21 protein-coding genes, 2 tRNA genes, 1 rRNA gene and 1 pseudogene are annotated in these 22,881 nt (G+C 37.8%); 22 read left to right on the top strand and 3 right to left on the bottom strand.

The genetic code is table 11. The features are described from left to right. From rrf to F4694_RS29765, 8 genes are all read left to right on the top strand, one after another. Positions 1–94, top strand: a 5S ribosomal RNA gene (gene rrf / locus F4694_RS29800); the annotation flags it as partial. An 83-nt stretch (positions 95–177) separates the two neighbouring features. Then, positions 178–251 (top strand) — tRNA-Met (locus tag F4694_RS29795). Between the two features lie 32 nt (positions 252–283). Further along, positions 284–360: transfer RNA gene (locus F4694_RS29790), tRNA-Asp, on the top strand. A gap of 182 nt (positions 361–542) precedes the next feature. Next, a complete protein-coding gene (gene tsaE / locus F4694_RS29785; protein WP_179603537.1) occupies positions 543–1,016 on the top strand; it encodes a tRNA (adenosine(37)-N6)-threonylcarbamoyltransferase complex ATPase subunit type 1 TsaE in 474 nt (157 codons plus the stop codon). After that, positions 997–1,704, top strand: coding sequence for a tRNA (adenosine(37)-N6)-threonylcarbamoyltransferase complex dimerization subunit type 1 TsaB (gene tsaB, locus F4694_RS29780; protein WP_179603536.1), 708 nt, complete (start codon positions 997–999; stop codon positions 1,702–1,704). Before tsaE ends, tsaB begins: the two co-directional genes overlap by 20 nt. Positions 1,705–1,716: 12 nt before the next feature. Further along, entirely contained in the window at positions 1,717–2,166 is a 450-nt protein-coding gene (gene rimI / locus F4694_RS29775) for a ribosomal protein S18-alanine N-acetyltransferase (protein ID WP_179603535.1), read from the top strand. Beyond that, positions 2,163–3,185, top strand: coding sequence for a tRNA (adenosine(37)-N6)-threonylcarbamoyltransferase complex transferase subunit TsaD (gene tsaD / locus F4694_RS29770; protein WP_179603534.1), 1,023 nt, complete (start codon positions 2,163–2,165; stop codon positions 3,183–3,185). The genes rimI and tsaD overlap by 4 nt, the downstream gene beginning before the upstream one ends. Positions 3,186–3,651: 466 nt before the next feature. Beyond that, positions 3,652–4,158 carry a Gmad2 immunoglobulin-like domain-containing protein gene (locus F4694_RS29765; protein ID WP_179603533.1) on the top strand — a complete coding sequence of 169 codons (507 nt, stop codon included), beginning with the start codon at positions 3,652–3,654 and terminating at the stop codon, positions 4,156–4,158. Positions 4,159–4,191: 33 nt separating this feature from the next. Here the strand turns inward: F4694_RS29765 and F4694_RS29760 are convergent, their stop codons facing one another. Beyond that, complete coding sequence (locus F4694_RS29760) at positions 4,192–6,111, bottom strand: ABC-F family ATP-binding cassette domain-containing protein (RefSeq protein WP_179603532.1); 1,920 nt, start codon at positions 6,109–6,111, stop codon at positions 4,192–4,194. A gap of 189 nt (positions 6,112–6,300) precedes the next feature. Between F4694_RS29760 and moaC the strand changes: the two genes are divergently transcribed. Next, complete coding sequence (gene moaC / locus F4694_RS29755; protein ID WP_179603531.1) at positions 6,301–6,798, top strand: cyclic pyranopterin monophosphate synthase MoaC; 498 nt, start codon at positions 6,301–6,303, stop codon at positions 6,796–6,798. 29 nt (positions 6,799–6,827) lie between these two features. After that, positions 6,828–7,481: a redox-sensing transcriptional repressor Rex gene (locus F4694_RS29750; protein ID WP_179603530.1), complete on the top strand. Its 654-nt coding sequence runs from the start codon at positions 6,828–6,830 to the stop codon at positions 7,479–7,481. Between the two features lie 70 nt (positions 7,482–7,551). Here F4694_RS29750 and F4694_RS29745 read toward each other — a convergent pair whose 3' ends face one another. Then, a complete protein-coding gene (locus F4694_RS29745) occupies positions 7,552–7,752 on the bottom strand; it encodes a YdiK family protein (RefSeq protein ID WP_063253362.1) in 201 nt (66 codons plus the stop codon). Next, a complete protein-coding gene (locus F4694_RS29740; protein WP_179603529.1) occupies positions 7,749–8,471 on the bottom strand; it encodes a CPBP family intramembrane glutamic endopeptidase in 723 nt (240 codons plus the stop codon). Before F4694_RS29740 ends, F4694_RS29745 begins: the two co-directional genes overlap by 4 nt. Positions 8,472–8,753: 282 nt before the next feature. Here F4694_RS29740 and groES point away from each other — a divergent pair, with 282 nt between their 5' ends. The 12 genes and pseudogenes from groES to F4694_RS32815 all read left to right on the top strand — a co-directional run bounded on the left by groES (position 8,754) and on the right by F4694_RS32815 (position 22,360). Further along, a complete protein-coding gene (gene groES, locus F4694_RS29735; RefSeq protein WP_179603528.1) occupies positions 8,754–9,041 on the top strand; it encodes a co-chaperone GroES in 288 nt (95 codons plus the stop codon). Between the two features lie 52 nt (positions 9,042–9,093). Beyond that, complete coding sequence (gene groL, locus F4694_RS29730) at positions 9,094–10,722, top strand: chaperonin GroEL (RefSeq protein WP_179603527.1); 1,629 nt, start codon at positions 9,094–9,096, stop codon at positions 10,720–10,722. A 399-nt stretch (positions 10,723–11,121) separates the two neighbouring features. Beyond that, positions 11,122–12,246, top strand: coding sequence for a CdaR family transcriptional regulator (locus F4694_RS29725; protein WP_179603526.1), 1,125 nt, complete (start codon positions 11,122–11,124; stop codon positions 12,244–12,246). Between the two features lie 224 nt (positions 12,247–12,470). Beyond that, the gene (locus F4694_RS29720) at positions 12,471–13,646 is read left to right on the top strand and encodes a glycerate kinase family protein (protein ID WP_179603525.1); all 1,176 of its coding nucleotides are present in this window, start codon (positions 12,471–12,473) and stop codon (positions 13,644–13,646) included. A gap of 42 nt (positions 13,647–13,688) precedes the next feature. Continuing rightward, complete coding sequence (locus F4694_RS29715; RefSeq protein ID WP_257029493.1) at positions 13,689–14,735, top strand: TRAP transporter substrate-binding protein; 1,047 nt, start codon at positions 13,689–13,691, stop codon at positions 14,733–14,735. A gap of 110 nt (positions 14,736–14,845) precedes the next feature. Next, entirely contained in the window at positions 14,846–15,340 is a 495-nt protein-coding gene (locus F4694_RS29710) for a TRAP transporter small permease (RefSeq protein WP_179603523.1), read from the top strand. A gap of 27 nt (positions 15,341–15,367) precedes the next feature. Continuing rightward, positions 15,368–16,657: a TRAP transporter large permease gene (locus tag F4694_RS29705; RefSeq protein WP_218895893.1), complete on the top strand. Its 1,290-nt coding sequence runs from the start codon at positions 15,368–15,370 to the stop codon at positions 16,655–16,657. 49 nt (positions 16,658–16,706) lie between these two features. Continuing rightward, positions 16,707–17,801, top strand: coding sequence for a zinc-binding dehydrogenase (locus F4694_RS29700; protein WP_179603522.1), 1,095 nt, complete (start codon positions 16,707–16,709; stop codon positions 17,799–17,801). A 24-nt stretch (positions 17,802–17,825) separates the two neighbouring features. Then, on the top strand, positions 17,826–18,716 hold the full coding sequence (locus tag F4694_RS29695) for an HpcH/HpaI aldolase/citrate lyase family protein (protein WP_179603521.1): 891 nt from the start codon (positions 17,826–17,828) through the stop codon (positions 18,714–18,716). A 15-nt stretch (positions 18,717–18,731) separates the two neighbouring features. After that, positions 18,732–20,156, top strand: coding sequence for an aldehyde dehydrogenase family protein (locus F4694_RS29690; protein ID WP_179603520.1), 1,425 nt, complete (start codon positions 18,732–18,734; stop codon positions 20,154–20,156). Positions 20,157–20,229: 73 nt separating this feature from the next. Further along, complete coding sequence (locus tag F4694_RS29685) at positions 20,230–21,255, top strand: D-2-hydroxyacid dehydrogenase (protein ID WP_257029489.1); 1,026 nt, start codon at positions 20,230–20,232, stop codon at positions 21,253–21,255. Positions 21,256–21,764: 509 nt separating this feature from the next. Beyond that, positions 21,765–22,360: pseudogene (locus tag F4694_RS32815) on the top strand (family 1 glycosylhydrolase). Positions 22,361–22,881: the final 521 nt, after the last annotated feature.

Genomic DNA, 22,881 nt, shown 5'->3' with positions numbered 1-22,881 from the left:
TCACACCCGTTCCCATACCGAACACGGAAGTTAAGCTTCTCAGCGCCGATGGTAGTTGGGACTTTGTCCCTGTGAGAGTAGGACGTTGCCAGGCTGTACTATTTTTAAAAAAGTGTGGATATATTATTTGTTTTAACATATACTATATTGGTGCACTAAAAGATTCATTTATATTGTCGCGGGGTGGAGCAGTCTGGTAGCTCGTCGGGCTCATAACCCGAAGGTCGCAGGTTCAAATCCTGTCCCCGCAATTAAGATTTTCAAGCAAACACTTGAAAAACTTGGTCTGGTAGTTCAGTTGGTTAGAATGCCTGCCTGTCACGCAGGAGGTCGCGGGTTCGAGTCCCGTCCAGACCGCCATCTATATTTTTTAAAATACGAAACCTTGTTTCGTTTTTTTTATGCCCTTTTGCTTAAAAAGTGAAAGTTAGGTAAAATACATAGTGAATGGACATCCTTAGGAGCTATCCTAAGGTTTTTTTTTACAAAAATAAGGTAGAATGTAGATAGTGATAGGCTATGTTAGAATAAAAGGTGATTATATGAATCAGTATGAAAAATATACAAAAGATCCGAGTGAAACGTTCCAGCTGGCTTCTAATCTTGCTGAGCTGTTGCAGCCAGGTGATGTCATATGTCTGGAAGGAGATCTAGGTGCAGGTAAAACCACCTTTACAAAAGGGTTAGCAAAAGGACTGGATATTAAGAAAACCGTTAACAGTCCGACCTTTACCATAATAAAGGAGTATAGGGGCAGACTGCCTTTGTATCATATGGATGTGTACCGAGTTGCCGATTCCTATGAGGATTTAGGTTTCGATGAATACTTTGAAGGTGATGGAGTAACCGTTGTAGAATGGGCTCATTTGATTGAGGAACAGCTGCCTAACGAGTTATTAACCATCTATTTATATCACGAGGGTTCGGAAAAAAGAAAAATGGTATTTGTTCCAAAGGGAAAAAGATATGAGCAATTATGTAAGGAGATTTTTCTAAATGACAATACTAGCGATTGATACTTCTAATTATCCATTAGGGGTTGCGCTTATAGAAGATAATCAAGTTCTTGGCGAATATATAACTAACTTAAAGAAGAATCATTCTGTTCGAATTATGCCAGCGATCCAGACATTAATGAAGGATTGTGAGAGAACCCCAGCACAATTAACAAAAGTAGTGGTAGCAAAAGGTCCAGGCTCTTATACTGGCGTTCGAATTGGTGTTACCATTGCCAAAACTTTGGCTTGGTCGTTAAAGATACCATTGGTTGGTGTGTCTAGTATTGAAATTATTGCGGCGGGTGCTGGGAGACACTTTGATGGTTATATATCACCCCTTATTGATGCAAGAAGAGGGCAAGTCTATACAGGGCTCTATGAATACCAAAGTGGGCTGCTTACAACTGTTAAAGAGGACCGCTTAGTATTATCTGCCGATTGGGCTGTTGCATTAAGGGAAGTAAACAAACCCATTTTATTTGTAGGGAACGACCTGCCGCTTCATCAAGCTGTGATAGAAGAAACACTAAGCTCTCAGGCAGTGTTTGCGGCGATTACGGAGCATAATCCACGTCCTTCGGAGCTGGCGTTATTAGGCAAAGATAAACAGGGGGAAGACATACATTCCTTTGTTCCTAACTATATCCGTTTAGCAGAGGCGGAGGCGAAGTGGTTAGAGGCAAATGGGAAAATTCTAAAAGGATAGGATTAAAGAAATATGGTAGATTCTTTTGTTTTTCGATATATGAAGGAAGAGGATATCGATCAAATATTAGAGGTTGAGCATGCCTCTTTTGCTACTCCATGGAGCCGAGAAGCTTTCTATAATGAAATTTATAATAACAAATTTGCTGTTTATATTGTTTTGGAAGAAGATGAAAAAATAATTGGTTATGTTGGTGCGTGGGTTGTGATTGATGAAGCCCATGTAACAAATTTGGCCATCCTACCTTCCTATCGAGGCAAAAAACTCGGGGAAGCATTGCTTCGTAAGATGATGACTGTGGCGAAGGATATGGGTGCAAGAAGCATGACGCTTGAAGTACGAGTAACAAACAATGTTGCACAATCTCTTTACCGCAAGTTAGGATTTCAAAATGGCGGCATTCGGAAAAATTATTATACAGATAATCAAGAAGATGCCCTAGTGATGTGGGTGAATATATGAAAAAAGATCAGTGGATAATGGGAATAGAAACAAGCTGTGATGAAACAGCAGTAGCCATTATTAAAAATGGCAGAGAGATTGCGGCAAATGTTGTTGCTTCTCAAATTGAAAGTCATAAGCGTTTTGGCGGAGTCGTACCTGAAATTGCCTCCCGTCATCATGTAGAACAAATGACAATTGTTATTGAAGAGGCTTTAAAAGAGGCAGACCTTACACTACCTGAGTTGGATGCCATCGCGGTAACAGAAGGACCAGGATTAGTGGGAGCCTTGTTAATTGGTGTAAATGCAGCCAAAGCACTAGCATTTGCCCATAACATTCCACTTGTTCCTGTTCACCATATTGCTGGACATATTTACGCCAACCGGTTAGTAAAAGAACTGACCTTCCCTCTTCTATCCTTAGTAGTATCTGGAGGCCATACGGAGTTAGTCTATATGAAGGAACAGGGGCATTTTGAGGTCATTGGAGAAACCAGGGATGACGCTGCTGGTGAAGCCTATGATAAGGTGGCGAGAACCTTAAAACTGCCTTATCCTGGTGGACCACACATTGACAGGCTGGCTCAAGAGGGCAGTGATACACTCAATTTGCCTAGGGCTTGGCTAGAAGAAGGGTCATATGATTTTAGCTTTAGCGGATTAAAATCAGCGGTTATTAATACTGTCCACAATGCTGAGCAGCGTGGTGAAATAATCGCACCCGAGGACCTTGCTGCAAGTTTTCAGCAAAGCGTCATTGAGGTATTGGTGAAAAAGACAGTAAAAGCGACTGAGGAATATAAGGTTAAACAAGTGCTTTTAGCTGGTGGTGTGGCAGCTAATAAGGGTCTTAGGAAGGCATTAGAAGAAGCATTTTCAACTAAATCTGATATTGATTTGGTCATTCCGCCATTAAACTTGTGCACTGATAACGCAGCGATGATTGCTGCAGCTGGAAGTATCATGTTTGAAAAGGGTATTCGAGCCGACCTTTCACTAAATGCAAACCCTGGTTTGGATATTGAATTATACAATTAGTTTAGAGTCCTTCTGAATAAGAAGGGCTTTTTTTGTTAGGTGCAAAGATTTTTAAAGGGTTTTTTTACAGATTGGCACCAAAAGACCCTTGATGTTGAAAGTTCGGTCACAATAAATTGGTTAACCCAAATCTTCGTACTTAATGAGTATAAAACCCACTTTTTTGTGGATAACTTTTTTTGAAAAATTGCGCATTCATAAATAATGTGGGTAACTCACCTTTAATTTGTGGACAATGTGGATAAGTTGAGCGTTTTTTGTGGATAATGTGGAAAAGTGTGAATAAACCTTAAAGATTAAGTTTTCCTTTGTGAATAAAGTTGTGGAAAAGGACCTTGGAATGAAAATGGGAGAATTTTAGCGGAATTTGTCGATTATTAAATGAAAATGTAAACATATTTTTCTATACAAATCTAAAAAAAGGGTGAATATAGTTAATAACGAATATGTTTAAAAGGGGGATAAAATGAAGGGGAAATTAATGTTTCTACTAATTATGGCTCTTCTCGGTTTAGCTGCCTGCAACCAAGATACTAACACACCAGGTAATACGGAACCAAATAGTACAGATTCAAGTGAAACAGATCAAGGTGATAAACAACCCGATGTTATAGAGAATGATGAAACAGATTCAGGTGGTACAAATGAAGAGGATAAACACGACATGGAAGAGAATAAGCAGTATGGAAATGACGTATTTAAGGAAGTAAGTGTTTCACCCTTGGAGGATGGCAGTGTAGTTGTGAAGGGAAAGGCAAGGGTATTTGAAGGTGTTTTTCAATATGCAGTGATCTCTGGAACGGAGATCCTACTAGAAAACCACTATCAAACAGAGGGTGCACCTGCATGGGCAAGCTTTGAAATAGCCATAGATAATCAGTTTTTAACAAAAGAACAGGTTTCAATTGAGCTATTTGTATATTCAGCAAAGGATGGGGCGAAAACAGACATTTTAACGATTCCAATAAAATAAGGGCTTGGATTTCCATATCCAAGCCCTTTTTTATTATTCTGCAAGTTCAGCCCATTCTTCCATTAACTGTTCGAGCTCAGACTTTGCCTTTTCATTTTTCAAATTAATTTCTAGCACTTTCTCGTGGTCCTGAAATATTTCAGGTTCACATAACTTTTCGTCGTTATCCTGGATAAGTGCCTCCAACTCTTCTATACGCGTTTCAATTTCTTCTAATTTTCTCTTACGCTGCCGCTCCAGCTTTTTACTTTCTTTGTCCTGTTGATAAGAATTTCTCTCTTGCACGTCGGAAGCAGTCTGTTTTTTAATAACGTTTGTGCTCTCTAAAGCCCTGAGTTCCTCTTCCTCAAGCTTCTTCTCAATATAATAGTCATAGTCACCTAGATACTCTGTACTTCCATTTGAACTAAGCTCCAAGACCTTGGTGGCGATTCTGTTAATAAAGTATCGGTCGTGTGATACAAAAATAATCGTTCCAGGGTAGTCGACAAGTGCATTTTCAAGGACCTCTTTACTGTCTAGGTCCAGATGGTTCGTAGGCTCGTCCAATATTAGAACGTTTGCCTTCTCCAGCATTAATTTGGCTAGTGCCAATCTTGCTTTTTCACCACCGCTTAATGTTGAAACAATTTTTAATACATCGTCACCTGAAAACAGGAAGTTACCTAAGACTGTCCGTATTTCTTTTTCATTTTTTAACGGCCATTCATCCCAAAGTTCATTGAGAACACGCTTATTCGAGGTCAATTCTGCTTGTTCTTGGTCATAGTACCCTATTGCTAGATTTGCACCATATTGAACCGTACCAGCAAGTGCGGGAAGTTTTTTGATGACGGTTTTTAATAGAGTAGACTTTCCAATTCCGTTTGGACCAACTAAGGCAATGCTTTCACCCCGATAAGCCCGCATGTTAATATTTTCAGATACTTTTTGTCCATCATAACCAACAGCTAAGGATTCTACTGTAAGTACGTCATTTCCGGTTTGTTTCTCAATTTCAAAGGAGAAGGTGGCGGACTTCTCATCCCCTAATGGACGATCCATCAAGTCCATTTTCTCCAGCTTTTTGCGCCTGCTTTGAGCTCGTTTCGTCGTAGACGCACGGGCAAGGTTGCGCTGGATAAAATCTTGAAGATTAGCAACCTCCTGCTGCTGCTTCTCATATAGCTTTAAATCGCGTTCATAATTTGCCGCTTTTTGATCTAGATAAGCACTATAGTTACCAATAAATTTTTGAATTTGCTTCCGTGAAACTTCGTAAACCTGTGTAACCACTTTATCCAAAAAGTAACGGTCATGGGACACAATTAAAATGGCACCGTCATATCCTTGCAGGTATTGCTCAAGCCACGTGAGTGTATCGATATCAAGATGGTTTGTAGGCTCATCCAAAATTAAAATATCGGGCTTCGTTAAAAGAAGTTTACCTAAAGCTAGACGTGTCTTCTGACCACCGCTTAAACTGGATATCATCAATGAGTTATTATGAAAATTTAAACCGTGGAGGATAGAGCGAATATCTGCTTCGTACTGATAACCACCCTGTTCTTTAAATCTCACTTGCAGTTCATCATATTCCTTTAGTATTCGATCGTAGCGGGTACTATCCTCCATAGCGGCAGGATCCGACATCGAAACCTCTAACTGTCGAAGAGATTTTTCCATACTTCTAAGCGATTCAAAAACGGTAAGCATTTCATCCCAAATGGATAAGTTCGATTCTAATCCAGTATTCTGGGCCAAATAACCAATGCTTACCCCCTTTGGCTTAATGATTTCACCGCCATCATGTGACAAATGCCCAGCAATTATTTTTAATAATGTCGATTTCCCTGCACCGTTTCGTCCAACAAGTGCAACACGATCCCGGGTTTGTAATTCTAGTTTTATATTCGATAAAATTAGGTCTGCACCATAGTATTTTGCTAGTTGATTAACTTGTAATAATATCATTGTTTTTCACCTCTATTACTAAAATAAGTGTACCTTATTCCTGCAAAGTCGGCAATAAAGTGCCATGGCGTTGGAGAAAATAAGAAAATATCTTGAAAGAAAAAAATGTAATTTTTTCATCATTCGCTCAAAGTTTCACAGACAAATTGTGAAAAATATAGTATGATTTTTGGTGGGAGGATATTATTTATGTCTGATTTTACTCATTTTAACGAAGAAGGAAGAGCGAAAATGGTGGACGTTAGCGATAAGCCAGAAACGACTCGTACGGCACTTGCTCATTCCAGCATTACGGTTAGTAAAGAAATTTATGAAAAAATAACAAATAATGAAATGAAAAAAGGCGATGTTCTTGCAGTGGCTCAAGTTGCTGCCGTTATGGGGGCAAAGAAAACTTGGGACTTAATACCGATGTGCCATCCTATACCTTTGACCGGAGTAAATATATCCTTCGCATGGGAAAAAGAACACGAGTTTGCTTATACATTAAATATAGCCGCTGCGGTGAAAACAAAAGGAAATACAGGTGTTGAAATGGAAGCGTTAACAGCTGCGTCCACTTGCGCACTGACTGTTTATGATATGTGTAAAGCAGTGGATAAGGGTATGGTAATTGGAAAGACCTACCTGGTTGAAAAAACGGGTGGGAAAAATGGGGATTTCCACCGAACCGAACACGTTAGATAAATGAGCCTATTTATGAGGGGTGGGAGAATATGAGTAATGAAACGATGAAAATACCACAAGCGACAGCAAAACGGCTGCCCTTATACTATCGATTTTTAAAGAATCTGCATTCTTCTGGTAAACAGAGGGTTTCGTCTGCAGAATTAAGTGAAGCAGTGAAGGTGGATTCGGCAACGATTCGACGCGACTTTTCCTATTTTGGAGCCTTAGGAAAAAAGGGATATGGCTACAATGTCAATTACCTATTAACCTTCTTTCGGAAAACATTAGATCAAGATGAATTAACAAAAGTAGCGTTGATTGGTGTAGGTAATCTTGGAACCGCCTTTCTAAATTATAACTTTTTAAAAAATAATAATACAAAAATTGAATGTGCTTTTGATGTTGACCCAAATAAAATGGGAACGACAATCCGGGATGTACCCGTGTTTCATATGGATGAGCTCGAAAAGGTTTTAAGCAATGATGATATACATGTTGCCATCCTGACGGTACCCGCTCCAGTGGCACAGGTGATTACGGATCGACTTGTAAAATCAAATATTAAAGCGATATTGAATTTTACACCTGCAAGATTAAATGTTCCGGCCTCCATACGGGTACATCATATCGACTTGGCAGTCGAATTACAATCACTTATTTACTTCCTCAAACACTACCCTACAGAGGAAGTAGAAGAATAAAGTAAAAGACCTTTTCACTTGGCGATGTGAAAGGTCTTTTTTTGTCGAAAAAAGAGTGATGAAGAAATTGCTATTTCTTTATTTTGTCTTTATATCGATTGTAAAAGAAAATCATTCTTAAACCAGATCCGAAGTCAAAGGTGGCAAGTATAACGAGCAGGTAGCTGAAAAATCCCCATCCGTTTAGGGTGACATCCTCAATGGCAAAATAAGTAAATAAGCAGCCAAGAACAATATAAATGATTCCGGAAAACAAGGGTGAACGTCTCATAGAAAGCCTCCGATAAAGTTTTGAATACCTTCTGCCTCACGGATGATTTTATCAATTTCATCTTTATATACTGACTGCATGACGACAACTAATGTATTCATGGCAACATGGGCAAAAATCGGTACAAGGATATGTTTTGTTTTTACATAGAGAAATGCAAAAGTGAAACCCATTGCGGAATAGAGAAGTACATGATGCGGCTCCATATGGGCTAAGGCAAAAATGACAGAACTGATTAAAGCTGAGAAGAAAAAGTTAAACCGTTTGTGAAGAGCACCGAAAATAATTTTCCGAAATACGATTTCCTCTAATATCGGTCCTATTACTGAACTAACTAATATAGCGAGCGGAAAGGACTCAATGATGTTAAGAATTTGCTGAGTGTTTTCTGAGCCCATCTCAACCCCGATAAGCCGTTCGATATTTGCAGCGAGAGCTTGGGCAAATAAGGCGAGAAATACACCAAATACAGCCCAGATGGCCGAAAAACCAAAGGAACTGCCTCTTTCATTCAACACTGGTTTTTTCATTTCTGTACGCAGCAGGAAAAGAATAATAACAAGTGCAAGGGTGAAGCTGAAAATTAACCAATATGGGACAACGAGCCCTTGATTCATTCCTAGGTAGCCGAATAGGAACATCAATCCGGGAATTCCTACTAGGCTTGATAACTGCATGGCTATATAGACAATTAAAATAATCCAATATTCCCTTTTCAAATTAAAAAGTCTCCTTTAAGCAGCTAATGAAAGTATTTTACCCTATTCTCCATTCTACTAATAATAGCGAGGTTGTTTCAATTTTAAAGATTATCTTTAAAAACTATGTATATTCCTACTTGTAAATCACATACTTGTAAGGTTGCAAAAAATAATAAAAAATTGTTGCTTCATACTTGCAAAATTATTTTCCATTTATTATTATAAGAATTGTGTTAGCACTCATGTTAAGAGAGTGCTAATAAGTCAGAATTACATATTTATTTGAGGAGGTTGTTTGATTTGTTAAGACCACTAGGTGATCGTATTGTCATTGAGCTTGTCGAATCAGAAGAAAAAACTGCAAGCGGTATCGTGTTACCAGACTCAGCTAAGGAAAAGCCTCAAGAAGGAAGAGTTGTTGCCGTAGGTACAGGCCGAGTGCTTGAAAATGGCGAACGTGTTGCTCTTGAAGTTTCTGTAGGCGATCGTATTATCTTCTCAAAATACTCAGGTACAGAAGTAAAGTTTGAAGGCAACGAATATTTAATTTTACGCGAAAACGATATCCTTGCTGTAGTTGGCGAATAAGGATTTTTTAAAACAATATTGCGTTTAAAAAATACGAGGAGGTTTTTTGAACATGGCTAAAGAAATTAAGTTTAGTGAAGATGCACGCCGCGCAATGCTTCGTGGTGTTGATGCTCTAGCAGATGCAGTAAAAGTTACTCTTGGACCTAAAGGACGTAACGTGGTTCTTGAGAAAAAGTTTGGTTCACCATTAATTACAAACGACGGTGTAACAATCGCGAAAGAAATCGAATTAGAAGATGCATTTGAAAATATGGGTGCTAAGCTTGTTGCTGAAGTAGCTAGCAAAACAAACGATGTTGCTGGTGACGGAACTACAACTGCAACTGTACTTGCTCAAGCAATGATCCGTGAAGGTTTGAAAAACGTAACAGCTGGTGCTAACCCAATGGGTATCCGTAAAGGGATTGAAAAGGCAGTTGCTGTTGCAGTTGAGGGCTTAAAAGCAATTTCTAAGCCTATCGAAGGCAAAGAGTCTATTGCACAAGTTGCTGCTATTTCTTCTGATGATAGAGAAGTAGGTCAATTAATTGCTGAAGCAATGGAGCGCGTTGGTAACGATGGCGTTATCACAATTGAAGAGTCAAAAGGCTTCACAACTGAATTAGATGTTGTAGAAGGTATGCAATTTGACCGCGGATATACATCTGCTTACATGGTAACAAATACAGATAAAATGGAAGCTGTTTTAGAAAATCCATATATCTTAATCACAGACAAAAAAATCTCAAGCATCCAGGAAATCCTTCCTGTCCTTGAGCAAGTGGTTCAACAAGGCAAGCCATTATTGTTAATCGCTGAAGATATTGAAGGAGAAGCACTTTCTACTTTAGTATTGAACAAACTTCGCGGAACATTCAATGCAGTTGCTGTTAAAGCTCCTGGCTTTGGTGACCGTCGTAAGGCTATGCTTGAAGATATCGCTGCATTAACTGGCGGTGAAGTCATCACTGAAGAGCTTGGCCGTGAATTGAAAACTACTACAATTACATCTTTAGGACGCGCTTCTAAGGTTGTTGTAACAAAAGAAAATACAACAATCGTTGAGGGTGCTGGTGCAACTGAAGAGATCCAATCTCGAGTTAACCAAATCCGTGTTCAATTAGAAGAAACAACTTCTGAATTTGACCGTGAAAAATTACAAGAGCGCTTAGCGAAGTTAGCAGGCGGTGTAGCAGTAATCAAAGTTGGTGCTGCAACTGAAACTGAATTAAAAGAGCGCAAGCTTCGCATCGAAGACGCTTTAAACGCAACTCGTGCTGCGGTTGAAGAAGGTATCGTATCCGGTGGTGGTGTTGCCCTTCTTAACGTATACAACAAGATTGCAGAAATCCAAGCCGAAGGCGACGTACAAACTGGTGTAAATATCGTATTACGTGCGATTGAAGAGCCAGTACGTACAATCGCTCACAACGCTGGTCTTGAAGGATCTGTTATCGTTGACCGCTTAAAGCGCGAAGAAGTTGGAACAGGCTTCAACGCAGCTACTGGTGAGTGGGTAAACATGATCGAAGCTGGTATCGTTGACCCAACTAAAGTAACTCGTTCTGCACTTCAAAACGCTGCGTCTGTAGCTGCTATGTTCTTAACAACTGAAGCAGTTGTTGCTGACAAGCCAGAACCAGCTGGCGCTGGCATGCCTGATATGAGCGGCATGGGTGGAATGGGCGGCATGATGTAATAGCTGATCAATCCCTTGGTATATAAGGTTTTTAAAGAAATTTGCTAACAAAGTGCTAATATAATCTAAATTAAAAGAAGCTTCTCATTAGTTGACTAAACTTTTGGGAGGCTTCTTTTTTTCCTTTCTTGAGTAACATGGAGATAGATACTTTTTGTAATTTGGTCATCGGAATGTGGGTTCAGATCAGAACGATCCCCTTATTTCTTCCCTCCATTTCCTTCGAGTCACGAAATTTGACACTTTAGAATGGTGAAGGATATAATATACATATAATAGAATATTAAAAATAGTTAGAAATTTCATATACTTTCTTATCTAAAACTAACAATATTGTAATGGATCCATTATTGTTCACTATCAAATTACTAGATGTATTGTTTAGGGAGGAGAAATATTGTGTTTCTGAAGAAGACGACAGCGGACAAGATCATCCATGAAATGAAACATGTTGTAGATAATCACATTAACATTATTGATAATAATGGGTTTATTATTGCAAGTACAGATATACGCAGAATCAACAATTATCATGAAGGAGCTCTATTAGTTATTAATAAAAGATTTAAAGAACTAATTGTAGAGTTTGATGAACAGTATGAGGGTTGTAAAAGCGGTGTCAATTTACCAATCTATTTTTCAAATGAAATCATTGGGGTAGTTGGGATAACGGGCATCCCAGAAGAAGTAGTTAAATATGCACGAATTATCCAAAAAATGACTGAAATGCTTGTTCATGAATATTTTGATCTCTGGAATCGAAATAACAATGAAAAAATTAAGCTTATATTTGTTAATGACTTAGTTAGCGGAAATTTTCTATCTTCTCTTTTTGAAATTGAAGAACGGCTACAAAAAAATAACCTAGATGTAAAAGGTACGTTTAATGTTGCCCTAATTAAATATGCTAAGAACGAAAACGCCGATTATAATAGTCACCTCAATACAGCTCGACACACTATTGTTAAAAAATATATAACTGAAAAACTAGAAAATACGAACTCATTGGTTACTTTTAATGGTGAATTTTTCATTATCATTACCAATTTAAGCTTAGAAGAGTTTTGTAAGGAATTAGAGTATCTTTGTAAAAAGGTTCAAGAGATTCATAGTGTTCCTCTTACTTGTTCGATAGGGAATAATTATGATAGTTATGAAGATATCCCAAAGTCCTATAATGAAGCGAGTAGTATTTTAAGTTACATAAATAACCAACCAGGAGTTTATCAATTTAGCAAAACCTCCTTAAATGTAGCCTTTAGTAAAATCCCTGAGAATTACAAAACCACATTGAAGAATCATGTTTTCTCAAAATGTAGTAGCGCAGAAACACAGGAATTCATTGATTTTATTAAAAATTACTTTTTTTGTAATGGATCCTTAAATCTACTGTCGAACAAGTACTTTATTCATAAGAATACCGTTCAATATAAAATTCAAAAGATCAAGGAGAGAACAGATTACGATATTCGTGTGTTTAATGACATGCTTATATTGTATTTAGCTTCTATTTTTTATAAATAAATTTCTTAAAAGCACTTTAACTTAGAGGGCTTTTTTTTGTGCCTTCGAAAAAGCCATTTTGTATCGATACCAAACCCCATTGTTATCAAAAACAAAAATTGGTATGAAGCGTTAGTATGGGGAACATACCATTTAAGTAATCTGATAATTATAATTATTTATATATTAACCCGTACTATTTTCAATCTATTTAGTACAAAAAATTATCGTAAAGGAGGTTCCGTATGAAAGTAGTTATTGCGATTGATTCATTTAAGGGCTGTTGCACGACCTTAGAAGCGGCAAATGCTGTTGAACGAGGAATCCGTTATTACCGTGATGATATTAAAACGAAAATCCTCCCAATAGCGGATGGTGGAGAGGGAACGGTTGAAACCTTAGTAAAATCATTAAACGGAAAGTATGTCGAAGTGGATGTTTTAAATCCGCTTGGAAAAAAAATAAAGTCTAAGTATGGGATTCTTCCAGGCAAAATCGCAGTTATTGAAATGGCTGCTGCCTCTGGACTGCCTTTAATTTCTGAAGAAGATTATAACCCACTAATTACAACAACTTATGGAACGGGGCAACTGATTCGAGACGCATTGGATAAAGGCTGCAAGGCTATTTTTATCGGACTTGGTGGAAGCGCTACCAATGATGGTGGAGTTGGAATGGCTCAAGCTTTAGGAGTTAGCTTTAAAAATAAAGTGAATCAAGAAGTTGGGTTTGGGGGTGGGGAACTAAAAGGGATTGAATTTATTGATATTTCGAAATTAGATCCAAGAATTGATAATACAGAAATTGTGATCCTATCCGATGTTACAAATCCATTATGTGGCAAAAATGGTGCAGCGAATGTATATGGACCACAAAAAGGCGCAACTCCTAAGATGATTCAAATTCTTGATGATAATTTACAGTATTTTGGAAGCGTTATCAATAAACAGCTATCAATAGATGTGATGAATCTATCAGGCGGGGGCGCTGCCGGGGGTTTAGGGGCCGGACTTGTTGCCTTTTGTCAGGCAAAAATTCATTCGGGTGTTGAAAAAGTCATTGAGTTGATTGGGTTGGAGGAACATCTTCTAGATGCTGATTTACTCATCACAGGTGAAGGCAGGATTGATGCGCAAACGATTAATGGAAAAGTAGCTTTGGGTGTTGCTCGTAAAGCTAAAAAATATGGTGTACCAGTAATCGCAATCGTCGGAAGCATCGGTGAAGGAGCTGATATTGTTTATAGTCATGGTATCGATGCCATTGTTGATATTGTTTCAGAACCAATGTCACTAGAAAAAGCATTGGAGGTTGGCATTTCCTTATTAGAAAAAACGAGTGAAAGAACTATGAGAATTTGGGATGCAAGTGTAAAACATCGGAACGTTAAAAGTGCTACAGGAATTTTGATAGATTGTTAGATTCCTATCCATATAAATCATATTTAAGGGGGAAAACAAGTGATGAGAAAAACGAGAATCATATTAATTACTATAATCGCAATGATTGGGTTTCTATTAGTAGGCTGCGGAAATGCAAGCAACGAAGCCTCTGGCGATTCCGATGGTTCAGCCAAAAAGTTTCGACTAGGAATGGTAGCAGCGCAAAATAGTGTGCAGCATCAAGCTGCAGAAAAGTTTGCAAAATTAGTCAAGGAAAAAACAAATGGGAGTATCGATATTGCCGTTTTTCCAGCGGGGCAGATTGGTAGTGATGAATCACTTGGGCAAGATCTTTCTCGAGGAACTTTAGAATTTGCCTTTTTAAATCAAGGTTCAATGTCTGGTATGGATAAGTTGTTTGATTTCCATTACCTTCCATATATTGTTTCGAATTATGCACAAGCTGATAAGTTATTTTATGGTGATGGAATCATTCCTCAAACTATGACAGAAACATTAGCAAAACATGGAATTAAAGCTCTTGGATGGTATGAGCTAGAGTTTAGAGCCTTATCTAATTCTAAAAAAACAGTGACAACACCAGAAGATTTTAAAGGATTAAAATTACGCGTTCCAGGCTCACAGGCTATTATGGGATTCTTTAATGGAGTCGGAGCTCAAGCGGTAACAATTGCAATGCCAGAATTATACACGGCATTACAACAAGGAACAGTAGATGGTCAAGATAATGGGCTATTAATTACGTACGATAACAAGCTTCATGAAACAAACCAATACTATACTCGTCTAAACCATGTCTTTGCAACCGGGACAATCGCAATGAGCGATAAAACCTTCGAATCATTGTCAGAGGATGAGCAAAAGGCACTAAAAGAAGCAGCTAAGGAAACGCAAGAGTGGGAAATTGCTGAGCAAAGAGATGTAACAGAAAGTTATGTAGAGAAGATGAAAGAAGAAGGCGTGGAAGTAACTGAATTAACACCTGAACAAATCGCTGTATTCCAGGAAATAGGTGTTAAAGTTTGGGAAGATCTTTATGATACGTATGGTCAAGATAGAATTGAAAAGCTTAAAGAAGAAGTTGAAGCTGTAAAAGATGTTAAATAACCACTAACCAGAAGGACCTTCGATAGGTAGGAATCAATTTCAATATCATCCATTCTATCGAAGGTTAAGAAAACCTTTTTATGTTTTGAAAAAGGAGGAGGAGACTGTTGTTGGCTAAATACGCTAGATTCGAAGAAATTCTCTTTAAAATTGAAAAATTGGTCATAACGTTAATGATGGCTATCATGTTTGTAACCGTGTTTTTTCAGGTTTTTACGAGATTTTTTAACCTACCAATACCAGATACGAGTGATATTAGTATTTTAGCCTTCACGATTATGACCTTTATTGGTGCAGGACTTTTAGTTTATACGAAAGGCCACATTACTCTAGAGGTAACTTCACTCATTAAATCGAAAAAATTGGTATTTATTTTTGATTTATGCACCCATATCGCAATGCTCGTCATAATTGGTGGACTACTAAACATTGGATATTCTTTACTAACTTTTGCACTAGAAAGTAATGAAGCGACAATGGCCATGCGAATTCCGATGTCCATTCCATTTTCAGCATTAGTTATCGGATTGATCTTAATGATTATACATACAATTGGGATCATCCTTAAATTAATCAGCAACCAAAGGGCTGTTCCTACAGAATGATCCTGGGTAAAAAGGGAGGGTAGATACATGATACTTACCGTAATGATAGTAGTACTGTTAGTTTTATTAATACTTGGTGTGCCAATAGGGTATACTTTTGCTCTTTCTGGTCTCATTGGTGCTGTAATGGCTAATTTACCTCTTGGAATAGTTGCAGCTACGCCTTATCACGCTTTAGCATCCATCCCTTTATTAGCTATTCCTTTTTTCATACTAGCAGGTGAACTCATGAATCGAGGAAAGCTAATTGATAGAATGGTAGATTTAGTCGAAGTTTTTTTAGCTTGGCTTCCCGGACGATTGGGCCATGTTACTTTAATTTCTAGTGCTTTTCTCGGTGCGATGACAGGCTCATCAGTTGCTACTGTGGCAGCTATGGCCAGTAGTGTTGGGGAAAGAATGATTGCAAAGGGATATAAACGAGCTTATGTTGCAGCATTAACAGCCTGCTCAGGTTTATTAGGGGTGCTCATCCCACCATCCATACCATTGATTGTATATGGAGCGGCAGTTGGTGCATCCGTCTCTAAACTTTTTTTAGCAACAATTGTCCCAGGAATCATGTTTACGATTATTTATATGTTAGTACACTGGTTTAGTCTCCCTAAGGTGTTAAATACGGAAGGTGAAGGAGCACATGAAAAGAGTTCTAGCTTTGATAAGGTTATCTATAAAAAAGCTCCAAAATTGTTTTGGAAAGCAACTCCTGCCATTATTCTTCCGTTCATTATTTTAGGTGGAATTTACACAGGTATTGCTACTCCAACCGAAGCTGCTGCGGTCGCTGGTGCTTACGCAATCGTGATTATTGTACTTGGGAAAATGGTACGGATTAAAGAATTACCAAATATTTTTTATCAAGCAACGGTCGTTTCAGCATCGATTTTGTGTATTATTGCTTTCGCTAGCATCTTTAATAAAATTATGACGTTATTGCAAGTACCACAGGTAATAGCGGAATTTACAATTACAATGACTGAAAATCCTGTCATGTTCTTAATTATTGTCAATCTCATTTTGTTCTTAGTTGGAATGTTTATGGAAACGAATGCTGCTGTACTTCTTATGGCACCTTTATTATATCCTGCAGCGATGAAGTTCGGCATTGATCCGATTCATTTTGGGATCATCCTAGTAACAAATATTGAATTAGGGTTAATTACACCGCCAATGGCAGCTAATATTTTTGTCTCGGCAAGAATTAATAAGTCTTCGTTAGTAGAAATGTGGCCTTATATTTTAAGATTCTTAATACCATCCATCATTGGATTGTTATTAATTACTTATATCCCATTCCTAACGTTATGGTGGAAATAAAGGTTTAGCAAAATAATAAAAATGTAGAAAGCTAGGGAGGAAATGAAAAATGGGTAAAGTTGCAGCAATGACTGGTGTAAGAGAGATAGAAATTAAAGAATATTCTGTGCCAAAAGCAGAAAAAGGCTGCGTAACAATGAAAGTTCTCAAAAGTAATATATGTGGATCTGACATCCATATGTGGGAAGGCAAACACTTATTTAAAAACCATGTACTAGGTCATGAAATGGTTGGTGAAATTTCTGAACTTGGTGAAGGTGTAGTCACTGACTATGCTGGTGAGGAAGTAAAGGTTGGAGATCGTGTCGTTCCCGTTTACTATCTTACTTGCCAAAAATGTCCGGCATGTTTAGATGGCCATTTTAACATTTGTACACATGGAAGCGACTATCAAGGTCAGCTTGCAGAAAAACACCCACATTTTACTGGAGGATTTGCCACACATTATATCATCCATCCAAATCAGTATTTTTATAAAGTACCAGACAATGTACCTGATAATGTTGCAGCTGGAGCAAACTGTGGAATTGCGCAAATGGTATATGCGATGGATATCTCAGGCATTAAAATTAACGACACTATTGTCATTCAAGGAGCCGGTGGTTTAGGATTATTTGCTTCTGCTATTTCAAAAACGATGAGTGCGAATGTCATTGTGATTGATAGTATTGGTTCAAGACTAGAAGAAGCAAAGAACTTTGGAGCAGACCATGTGATTAATATGAGAGATTTCGACACCGTTGAAAAACGTATTGAAGAAATTAACCGATTAACGAAGGGCAGAGGTGCAAACTTTGTTCTGGATGTCGCTGGAGTTCCAGCTGCTTTTGATGAAGCTGTTCGTATTGCAAAAATTGGTGGAACGATTCTTGAGCTAGGAAACGTAAGTGTAGATGAAAGCCAAAAAGTATCCATCTTGCCAGGGCTAATTACTCGTAAATGCTTGACCGTAAAAGGAATCCTGCGCTATCAACCATGGTACTTACAAAAAACATTAAAGTTTCTTGAAAAATATAACAATCATTTTCCATTTAATAGCTTAACAGACAGAACTTATAGTTTAAGTGAATCACAGTTAGCGATGGAAAAAGCGGCTGCAAAAGAGATTACGAGAGCCATTATTGAACCTAATAAAGCTGAGTAATTTTCCAAATAGGTGGTGGAAAAGTTGAATCATAAGTCGATTAGACGGTCCTTATTATATGTACCAGGCAGTTCAGAAAAAATGATCAAAAAGGCATTGGATTTAGATGCAGACAGTTTCATCCTAGATTTGGAAGATGCCGTCGGTCTTACTGAAAAGGGGTTGGCACGTCAAAACGTGAAACTGTATATTTCCCATTTTAAAGCTAGAAAAAAAGAAGTGATTGTAAGGATAAACGATGTAAAAACAGAAGATGGGGTGTTAGATCTCGAAGCCATCGTGGAAGAAATGCCAAATGCGGTGATTGTTCCTAAAGCGGATGAAGAGGCGGTTTTAATCACTAATATCCTAATAAAATCCACCGAAAAACGTTACGGTATCAAAGGTTTTGAAATAGGCATTATTCCATTGTTGGAAACGAGTTATAGCATTGTTCATACTTTCCATATTTTATCGAGTTCGGACCGGATTTCCGGAGTACAGTTTGGAGCAGAAGATTTAACAAAAGAACTTGGGATTGAGCGAACAAGAGATGGCAAAGAAATTGAGTATGCCAGAAACGTTATTGCTCAAGCAGGAAACGCTCGTAAAATTGATATTCTTGACACTCCATTTACACATGTCGGGGATCGCGATGGATTAATACAAGACACAAACAATGCCAAAAGTATAGGTTTTACTGGTAAAACATGTATTCATCCGAATCAAATTGAAATCGTAAATGATGTTTTTACACCAAATGCTGAGGATGTTATTAAAGCAAGACATTTAATTCGTGTCTTCGATCATGCAGTTGATTCTGGCAAAGGGGTTTGTATGTTTGAGGGGAAAATGATTGATAACCCTATTGCAGATCGAGCTCGAAAACTGGTGATGAAGGCAGACTTAATTTCAGGGTTAACAATAAACAATTAAAATGGAGGTTTTTTCATGACCAGTGTGACAAGCAACGATAGTGGTATCGATATTGATGTAAATAGTATTTCTAGTCTAGTAACAAGAGCAAAAGCGGCACAAAAAATAGCCGAAGGATATAATCAGGAAGAAGTTAGACGTATTGCCGCTAGCATTGGATGGTTTGCGGTAAATAAAGCAACTGAGTGGGCAAATTTCACCTTCGAAGAAACAGGGATGGGTGAAATTCAAAGCAAGATTAATAGAACACAAGGTCGAGCTAGAGGGATTATGCGAGATCTTAAGAATGCAAAAACAGTTGGTGTGATCGAAGTTGATGAAGAAAAACAACTAGTTAAAATCGGAAAACCAGTAGGAGTAGTGGGTGCACTTATTCCTACCACTGTTCCAGCCGGTGTCGTTTTTATTGGCATGATGAATGCAATTATGGGAAGAAATGCGATGATTTGTTCGCCGCATCCAAGAGCAAAGCTCACAACGATTAAAGTTGTTAATGAAATCAGACAATTGTTTAAGAGATTAGGAGTACCTGAAGATCTGCTGTTATGTATTGAAGACCCATCAATCGCAAAAACAAATGAATTAATGCAACAGGTTGATTTAGTCGTGGCAACTGGTGGAGCTGCAATGGTGAAGGCAGCTTACTCTTCAGGTACACCTGCATATGGTGTAGGTGCTGGTAATGTAGTCGTTGTGATTGATGAAACGGCTGACCTAAGTGATGCAGCCAATAAGGTTGCGGAATCTCAATTAAATGATTTGGCTATTGGATGTTCAACTGAAAATGCGGTTGTTATTAAGGACAACGTTTACGATGAAGTCATAGAAGCAATGATTGCTTCTGGTGCTTATTTATGTAATGAAGAAGAAAAGGAAAAATTGCAAGCCGTTCTTTGGAAAAATGGGTACTTAAATCCAGAAGTATTATCTAAGCCGGCAACATTTATGGCAGAAAAAGCAGGATTTAAGATTCCTGAAGACCGCACGTGGCTAATTGTTGAAGAAACTGGATTTGGCCCAGAATACCCATTCTCTGGGGAAAAACTATCTGTCGTCGTTACTCTGTATAAATATGATACGTTCGAAAGCGCCATTGAATTAGTTAATAACATACAAGCTTATAGTGGAGCTGGCCATTCATGCGGAATTCATAGTAATGATGATGATAGAATTTTAAAATTTGCACTCGAAACGAATACAAGTCGTGTAGCCGTAAGAATGCCTGTAGGCAAATCAAATGCAGGAAATTGGAACAACGGAATGCCATTTACCATCAATCTTGGTTGTGGAACATGGGGTAAGAATATAACATCCGAAAACATTACTTACAAAAATTACATTAATACCACTTGGGTAGCAAGAGAAATTACAAACTATACGGTTCCTACAGATGAGGAACTATTTGGCGATGTAATGGCAGATCCAAAAGTATTTGAATAATCGATACACGGGAATGACCGTTTTGCCCCTTAGTTTGGTGTACGGTCATTTCTTTTTTAAAGGAGGGTATAAATTGTTAAAAGCTGTTGTATTAGACGGGTACAGATTAAATCCAGGTGATTTAGATTGGTCAACTTTACTATCCTTGGTTGATGCGACTATTTATGAGCGTACCACATATTCTGTTGAGGATGTACCATTAATCCTCGAAAGGGTGAAGGATGCAGATATTATCCTTACGAACAAAACACCTATTCCAAAAGAAGTAATCATACAACTACCAAAACTAAAATATATAGGCATGCTTTCAACGGGATATGATGTCGTGAACGTGGAGGCTGCAAATGAAAATAATATTGTCGTGACCAACATTCCTACTTATGGTACGGATGCTGTCGCTCAAATGGCGATCGCTTTGCTTCTAGAAATATGCCATCATGTCGGATCACATAGTGATGCTGTCAAACGAGGAGAATGGACAAATAATGCGGATTGGTGTTTTTGGAATCATCCATTAATTGAGCTTTCAGGAAAAACAATGGGAATCATCGGTTACGGTCGTATTGGTCAAGCGGCAGGACGTATAGCTATAGCTTTAGGTATGAAAGTATTAGCATATGGCCATAACCATGTTAAAGAATTTGTAAGTGATAAAATGGAATACGTAGAGTTAGAAGAATTATATGCAAAGTCCGATGTTATTTCACTACATTGTCCGTTAACTGAGCAAAACAAAGGCATTATTAATAAAGAGAGCATTAACAAGATGAAAAATGGAGTTATTATTATTAATAATTCAAGGGGGCAATTGATAAATGAGGATGATCTAGCACACGCATTAAACAAGAATAAAGTAGCAGGGGCGGCACTAGATGTAGTTTCCACTGAACCTATTAGAGGGGACAATCCGTTACTTCATGCCAAAAATTGCATTATCACTCCCCATATATCATGGGCCACCAAAGAATCCAGACAAAGATTATTAAACACAGCAATTGAAAACCTAAAAAATTACCTATCGGGTAAACCAACAAATGTAGTTAAGACACAAGGGGAAGTAGGGGGACGGTGCTCCTGTACCCAAATTGGAGTAAAGTGATGAATTGTGGTCCAAGGGGACAGGCACCTGAACTGCACCCCAATTGTTAGACACAACTAACGATTGGAGGTGTAGTTTTTTTATGACCAAGATATACTTCTTAGAGACCAAATTAGCTGCTGTTAATGATTACCTTGAGGGTGCGATTCCATCAGAGAAATAGCAAAAAAGTATAGTGCAAGTAAAACAATGCTACATAGATGGGTAGCTAAGTTTCAGAACCATGAAAAAGAAGCCCTTCAAATTCAAGAAACCTATAAAAATTACTCAATTTGAGTTTAAAATGGACGTACTAAAAAATACAGAAGTTTTTTAGACAATAAATTTTTATAGAAAACAGTTAAAAGCTTGGTTTAAAAGGGTTTACTTCTCTTTTAAACAATCGATTAGTTAGTATAACAACTTGTCTGTTTTTGTAAGAATGTGTATTTTGTTAGTTCCTATTGTCAGTTTTGAAGATTATTCCTAATTTTCTATCCCCTCGTACGAAGGAAGGGGAGCAAATTATCATGGAATGTCATGAGAAAGCAAGACAAGTTATTAAAAAAATTAAACCTAATATTAAGGTAGGGATTACCTTTTCATTATACGATCATCAGACATTAACTGGTGGAGAAGAATCAGTAAAAAAAGAACAAGTTGATGATTTTCTTGATTATATCGCCTATCTTCAGGAAGATGACTTCTTAGATGTACAAAATTACTCTAGAAAAATCCATGGTCCCGATGGAGTGATTAAACCGGATGGAAATACAAGGTTAACGAAAATGGGCTATGAATATTATCCTGAAACATTGGGAAATGTTCTGAGATTTGTTTCTAAGCACTGGGACAAGCCCATTTTGGTAACGGAAAATGGTGTCTCCACGGATTATGATGAACAAAGAGTCGAATTTATTGAACGAGCATTAAAAGGTGTTCATGAATGTATGGAAGAAGGGATCCAAGTATAGGATACACGCACTGGTCTCTGTTGGATAACTTTGAATGGCAGCTTGGCTATGAGCAGCGATTTGGATTGATAGCTGTTGATCGTTCCACTCAAACGAGGTATCCCAAAAAAAGTTTGTCCTACATAGGAAATGTGAAGCAGTCAGGACTCTAATTGAAATCGATTATCAGGGCGACTTTATTATAAAAGGATCAATCCTTAAAAGAGACTTCTCATAAATAAATATGCTAACATTTTGCTAGCGCAATCAAATAAAAAACAGTAAATTCCCGTTAAAGATGTTACACATAGATTTCCTAAAACCTTAATATATCGCACTTTTTGCACCTAACGTTAAAGAAATTACACACTCTCATCTTACGGGCGGCATGATGTAATAAGGGATGAAAATGAAAAGGTCTTTCATCAGTTTACTAAACTGATGGGAGGCCTTTTCTTCCGTATTGGCAGTTATATGAGCGTAAATATTCATTGTGGTGTTAATGTCTGTGTGCCCCAATCGTTTCTGTATTTCCTTTATTTGAACAAGGTAAAGAAATTAGGTGAAATGTTTTTAATCTTCAATTTAAGATGGTTCTGTAACTGCTAAAATGGAAAATAACAGGGAAGAGTATCTCATTATTACGAACGTTGGGCTTTATGGTATACAATCGTATCAAAATTTTTAAGCAGTC

Source organism: Neobacillus driksii, from assembly GCF_013409995.1.
Taxonomy (GTDB): domain Bacteria; phylum Bacillota; class Bacilli; order Bacillales; family Cytobacillaceae; genus Neobacillus; species Neobacillus driksii.
The sequence above is the reverse complement of the archived record's forward strand: the minus strand, read 5'-3'. Positions and strand labels throughout refer to the sequence as shown.

Coding starts and splice junctions, on each gene's coding strand:
- F4694_RS29720 (WP_179603525.1), top strand. CDS start 12,471: ATGAAAGTAGTTATTGCGATTGATTCATTTAAGGGCTGTTGCACGACC.
- F4694_RS29700 (WP_179603522.1), top strand. CDS start 16,707: ATGGGTAAAGTTGCAGCAATGACTGGTGTAAGAGAGATAGAAATTAAA.
- F4694_RS29715 (WP_257029493.1), top strand. CDS start 13,689: ATGAGAAAAACGAGAATCATATTAATTACTATAATCGCAATGATTGGG.
- rimI (WP_179603535.1), top strand. CDS start 1,717: ATGGTAGATTCTTTTGTTTTTCGATATATGAAGGAAGAGGATATCGAT.
- F4694_RS29760 (WP_179603532.1), bottom strand. CDS start 6,111: ATGATATTATTACAAGTTAATCAACTAGCAAAATACTATGGTGCAGAC.
- tsaB (WP_179603536.1), top strand. CDS start 997: ATGACAATACTAGCGATTGATACTTCTAATTATCCATTAGGGGTTGCG.
- tsaD (WP_179603534.1), top strand. CDS start 2,163: ATGAAAAAAGATCAGTGGATAATGGGAATAGAAACAAGCTGTGATGAA.
- moaC (WP_179603531.1), top strand. CDS start 6,301: ATGTCTGATTTTACTCATTTTAACGAAGAAGGAAGAGCGAAAATGGTG.
- F4694_RS29705 (WP_218895893.1), top strand. CDS start 15,368: ATGATACTTACCGTAATGATAGTAGTACTGTTAGTTTTATTAATACTT.
- groL (WP_179603527.1), top strand. CDS start 9,094: ATGGCTAAAGAAATTAAGTTTAGTGAAGATGCACGCCGCGCAATGCTT.
- tsaE (WP_179603537.1), top strand. CDS start 543: ATGAATCAGTATGAAAAATATACAAAAGATCCGAGTGAAACGTTCCAG.
- F4694_RS29745 (WP_063253362.1), bottom strand. CDS start 7,752: ATGAGACGTTCACCCTTGTTTTCCGGAATCATTTATATTGTTCTTGGC.
- F4694_RS29750 (WP_179603530.1), top strand. CDS start 6,828: ATGAGTAATGAAACGATGAAAATACCACAAGCGACAGCAAAACGGCTG.
- F4694_RS29690 (WP_179603520.1), top strand. CDS start 18,732: ATGACCAGTGTGACAAGCAACGATAGTGGTATCGATATTGATGTAAAT.
- F4694_RS29765 (WP_179603533.1), top strand. CDS start 3,652: ATGAAGGGGAAATTAATGTTTCTACTAATTATGGCTCTTCTCGGTTTA.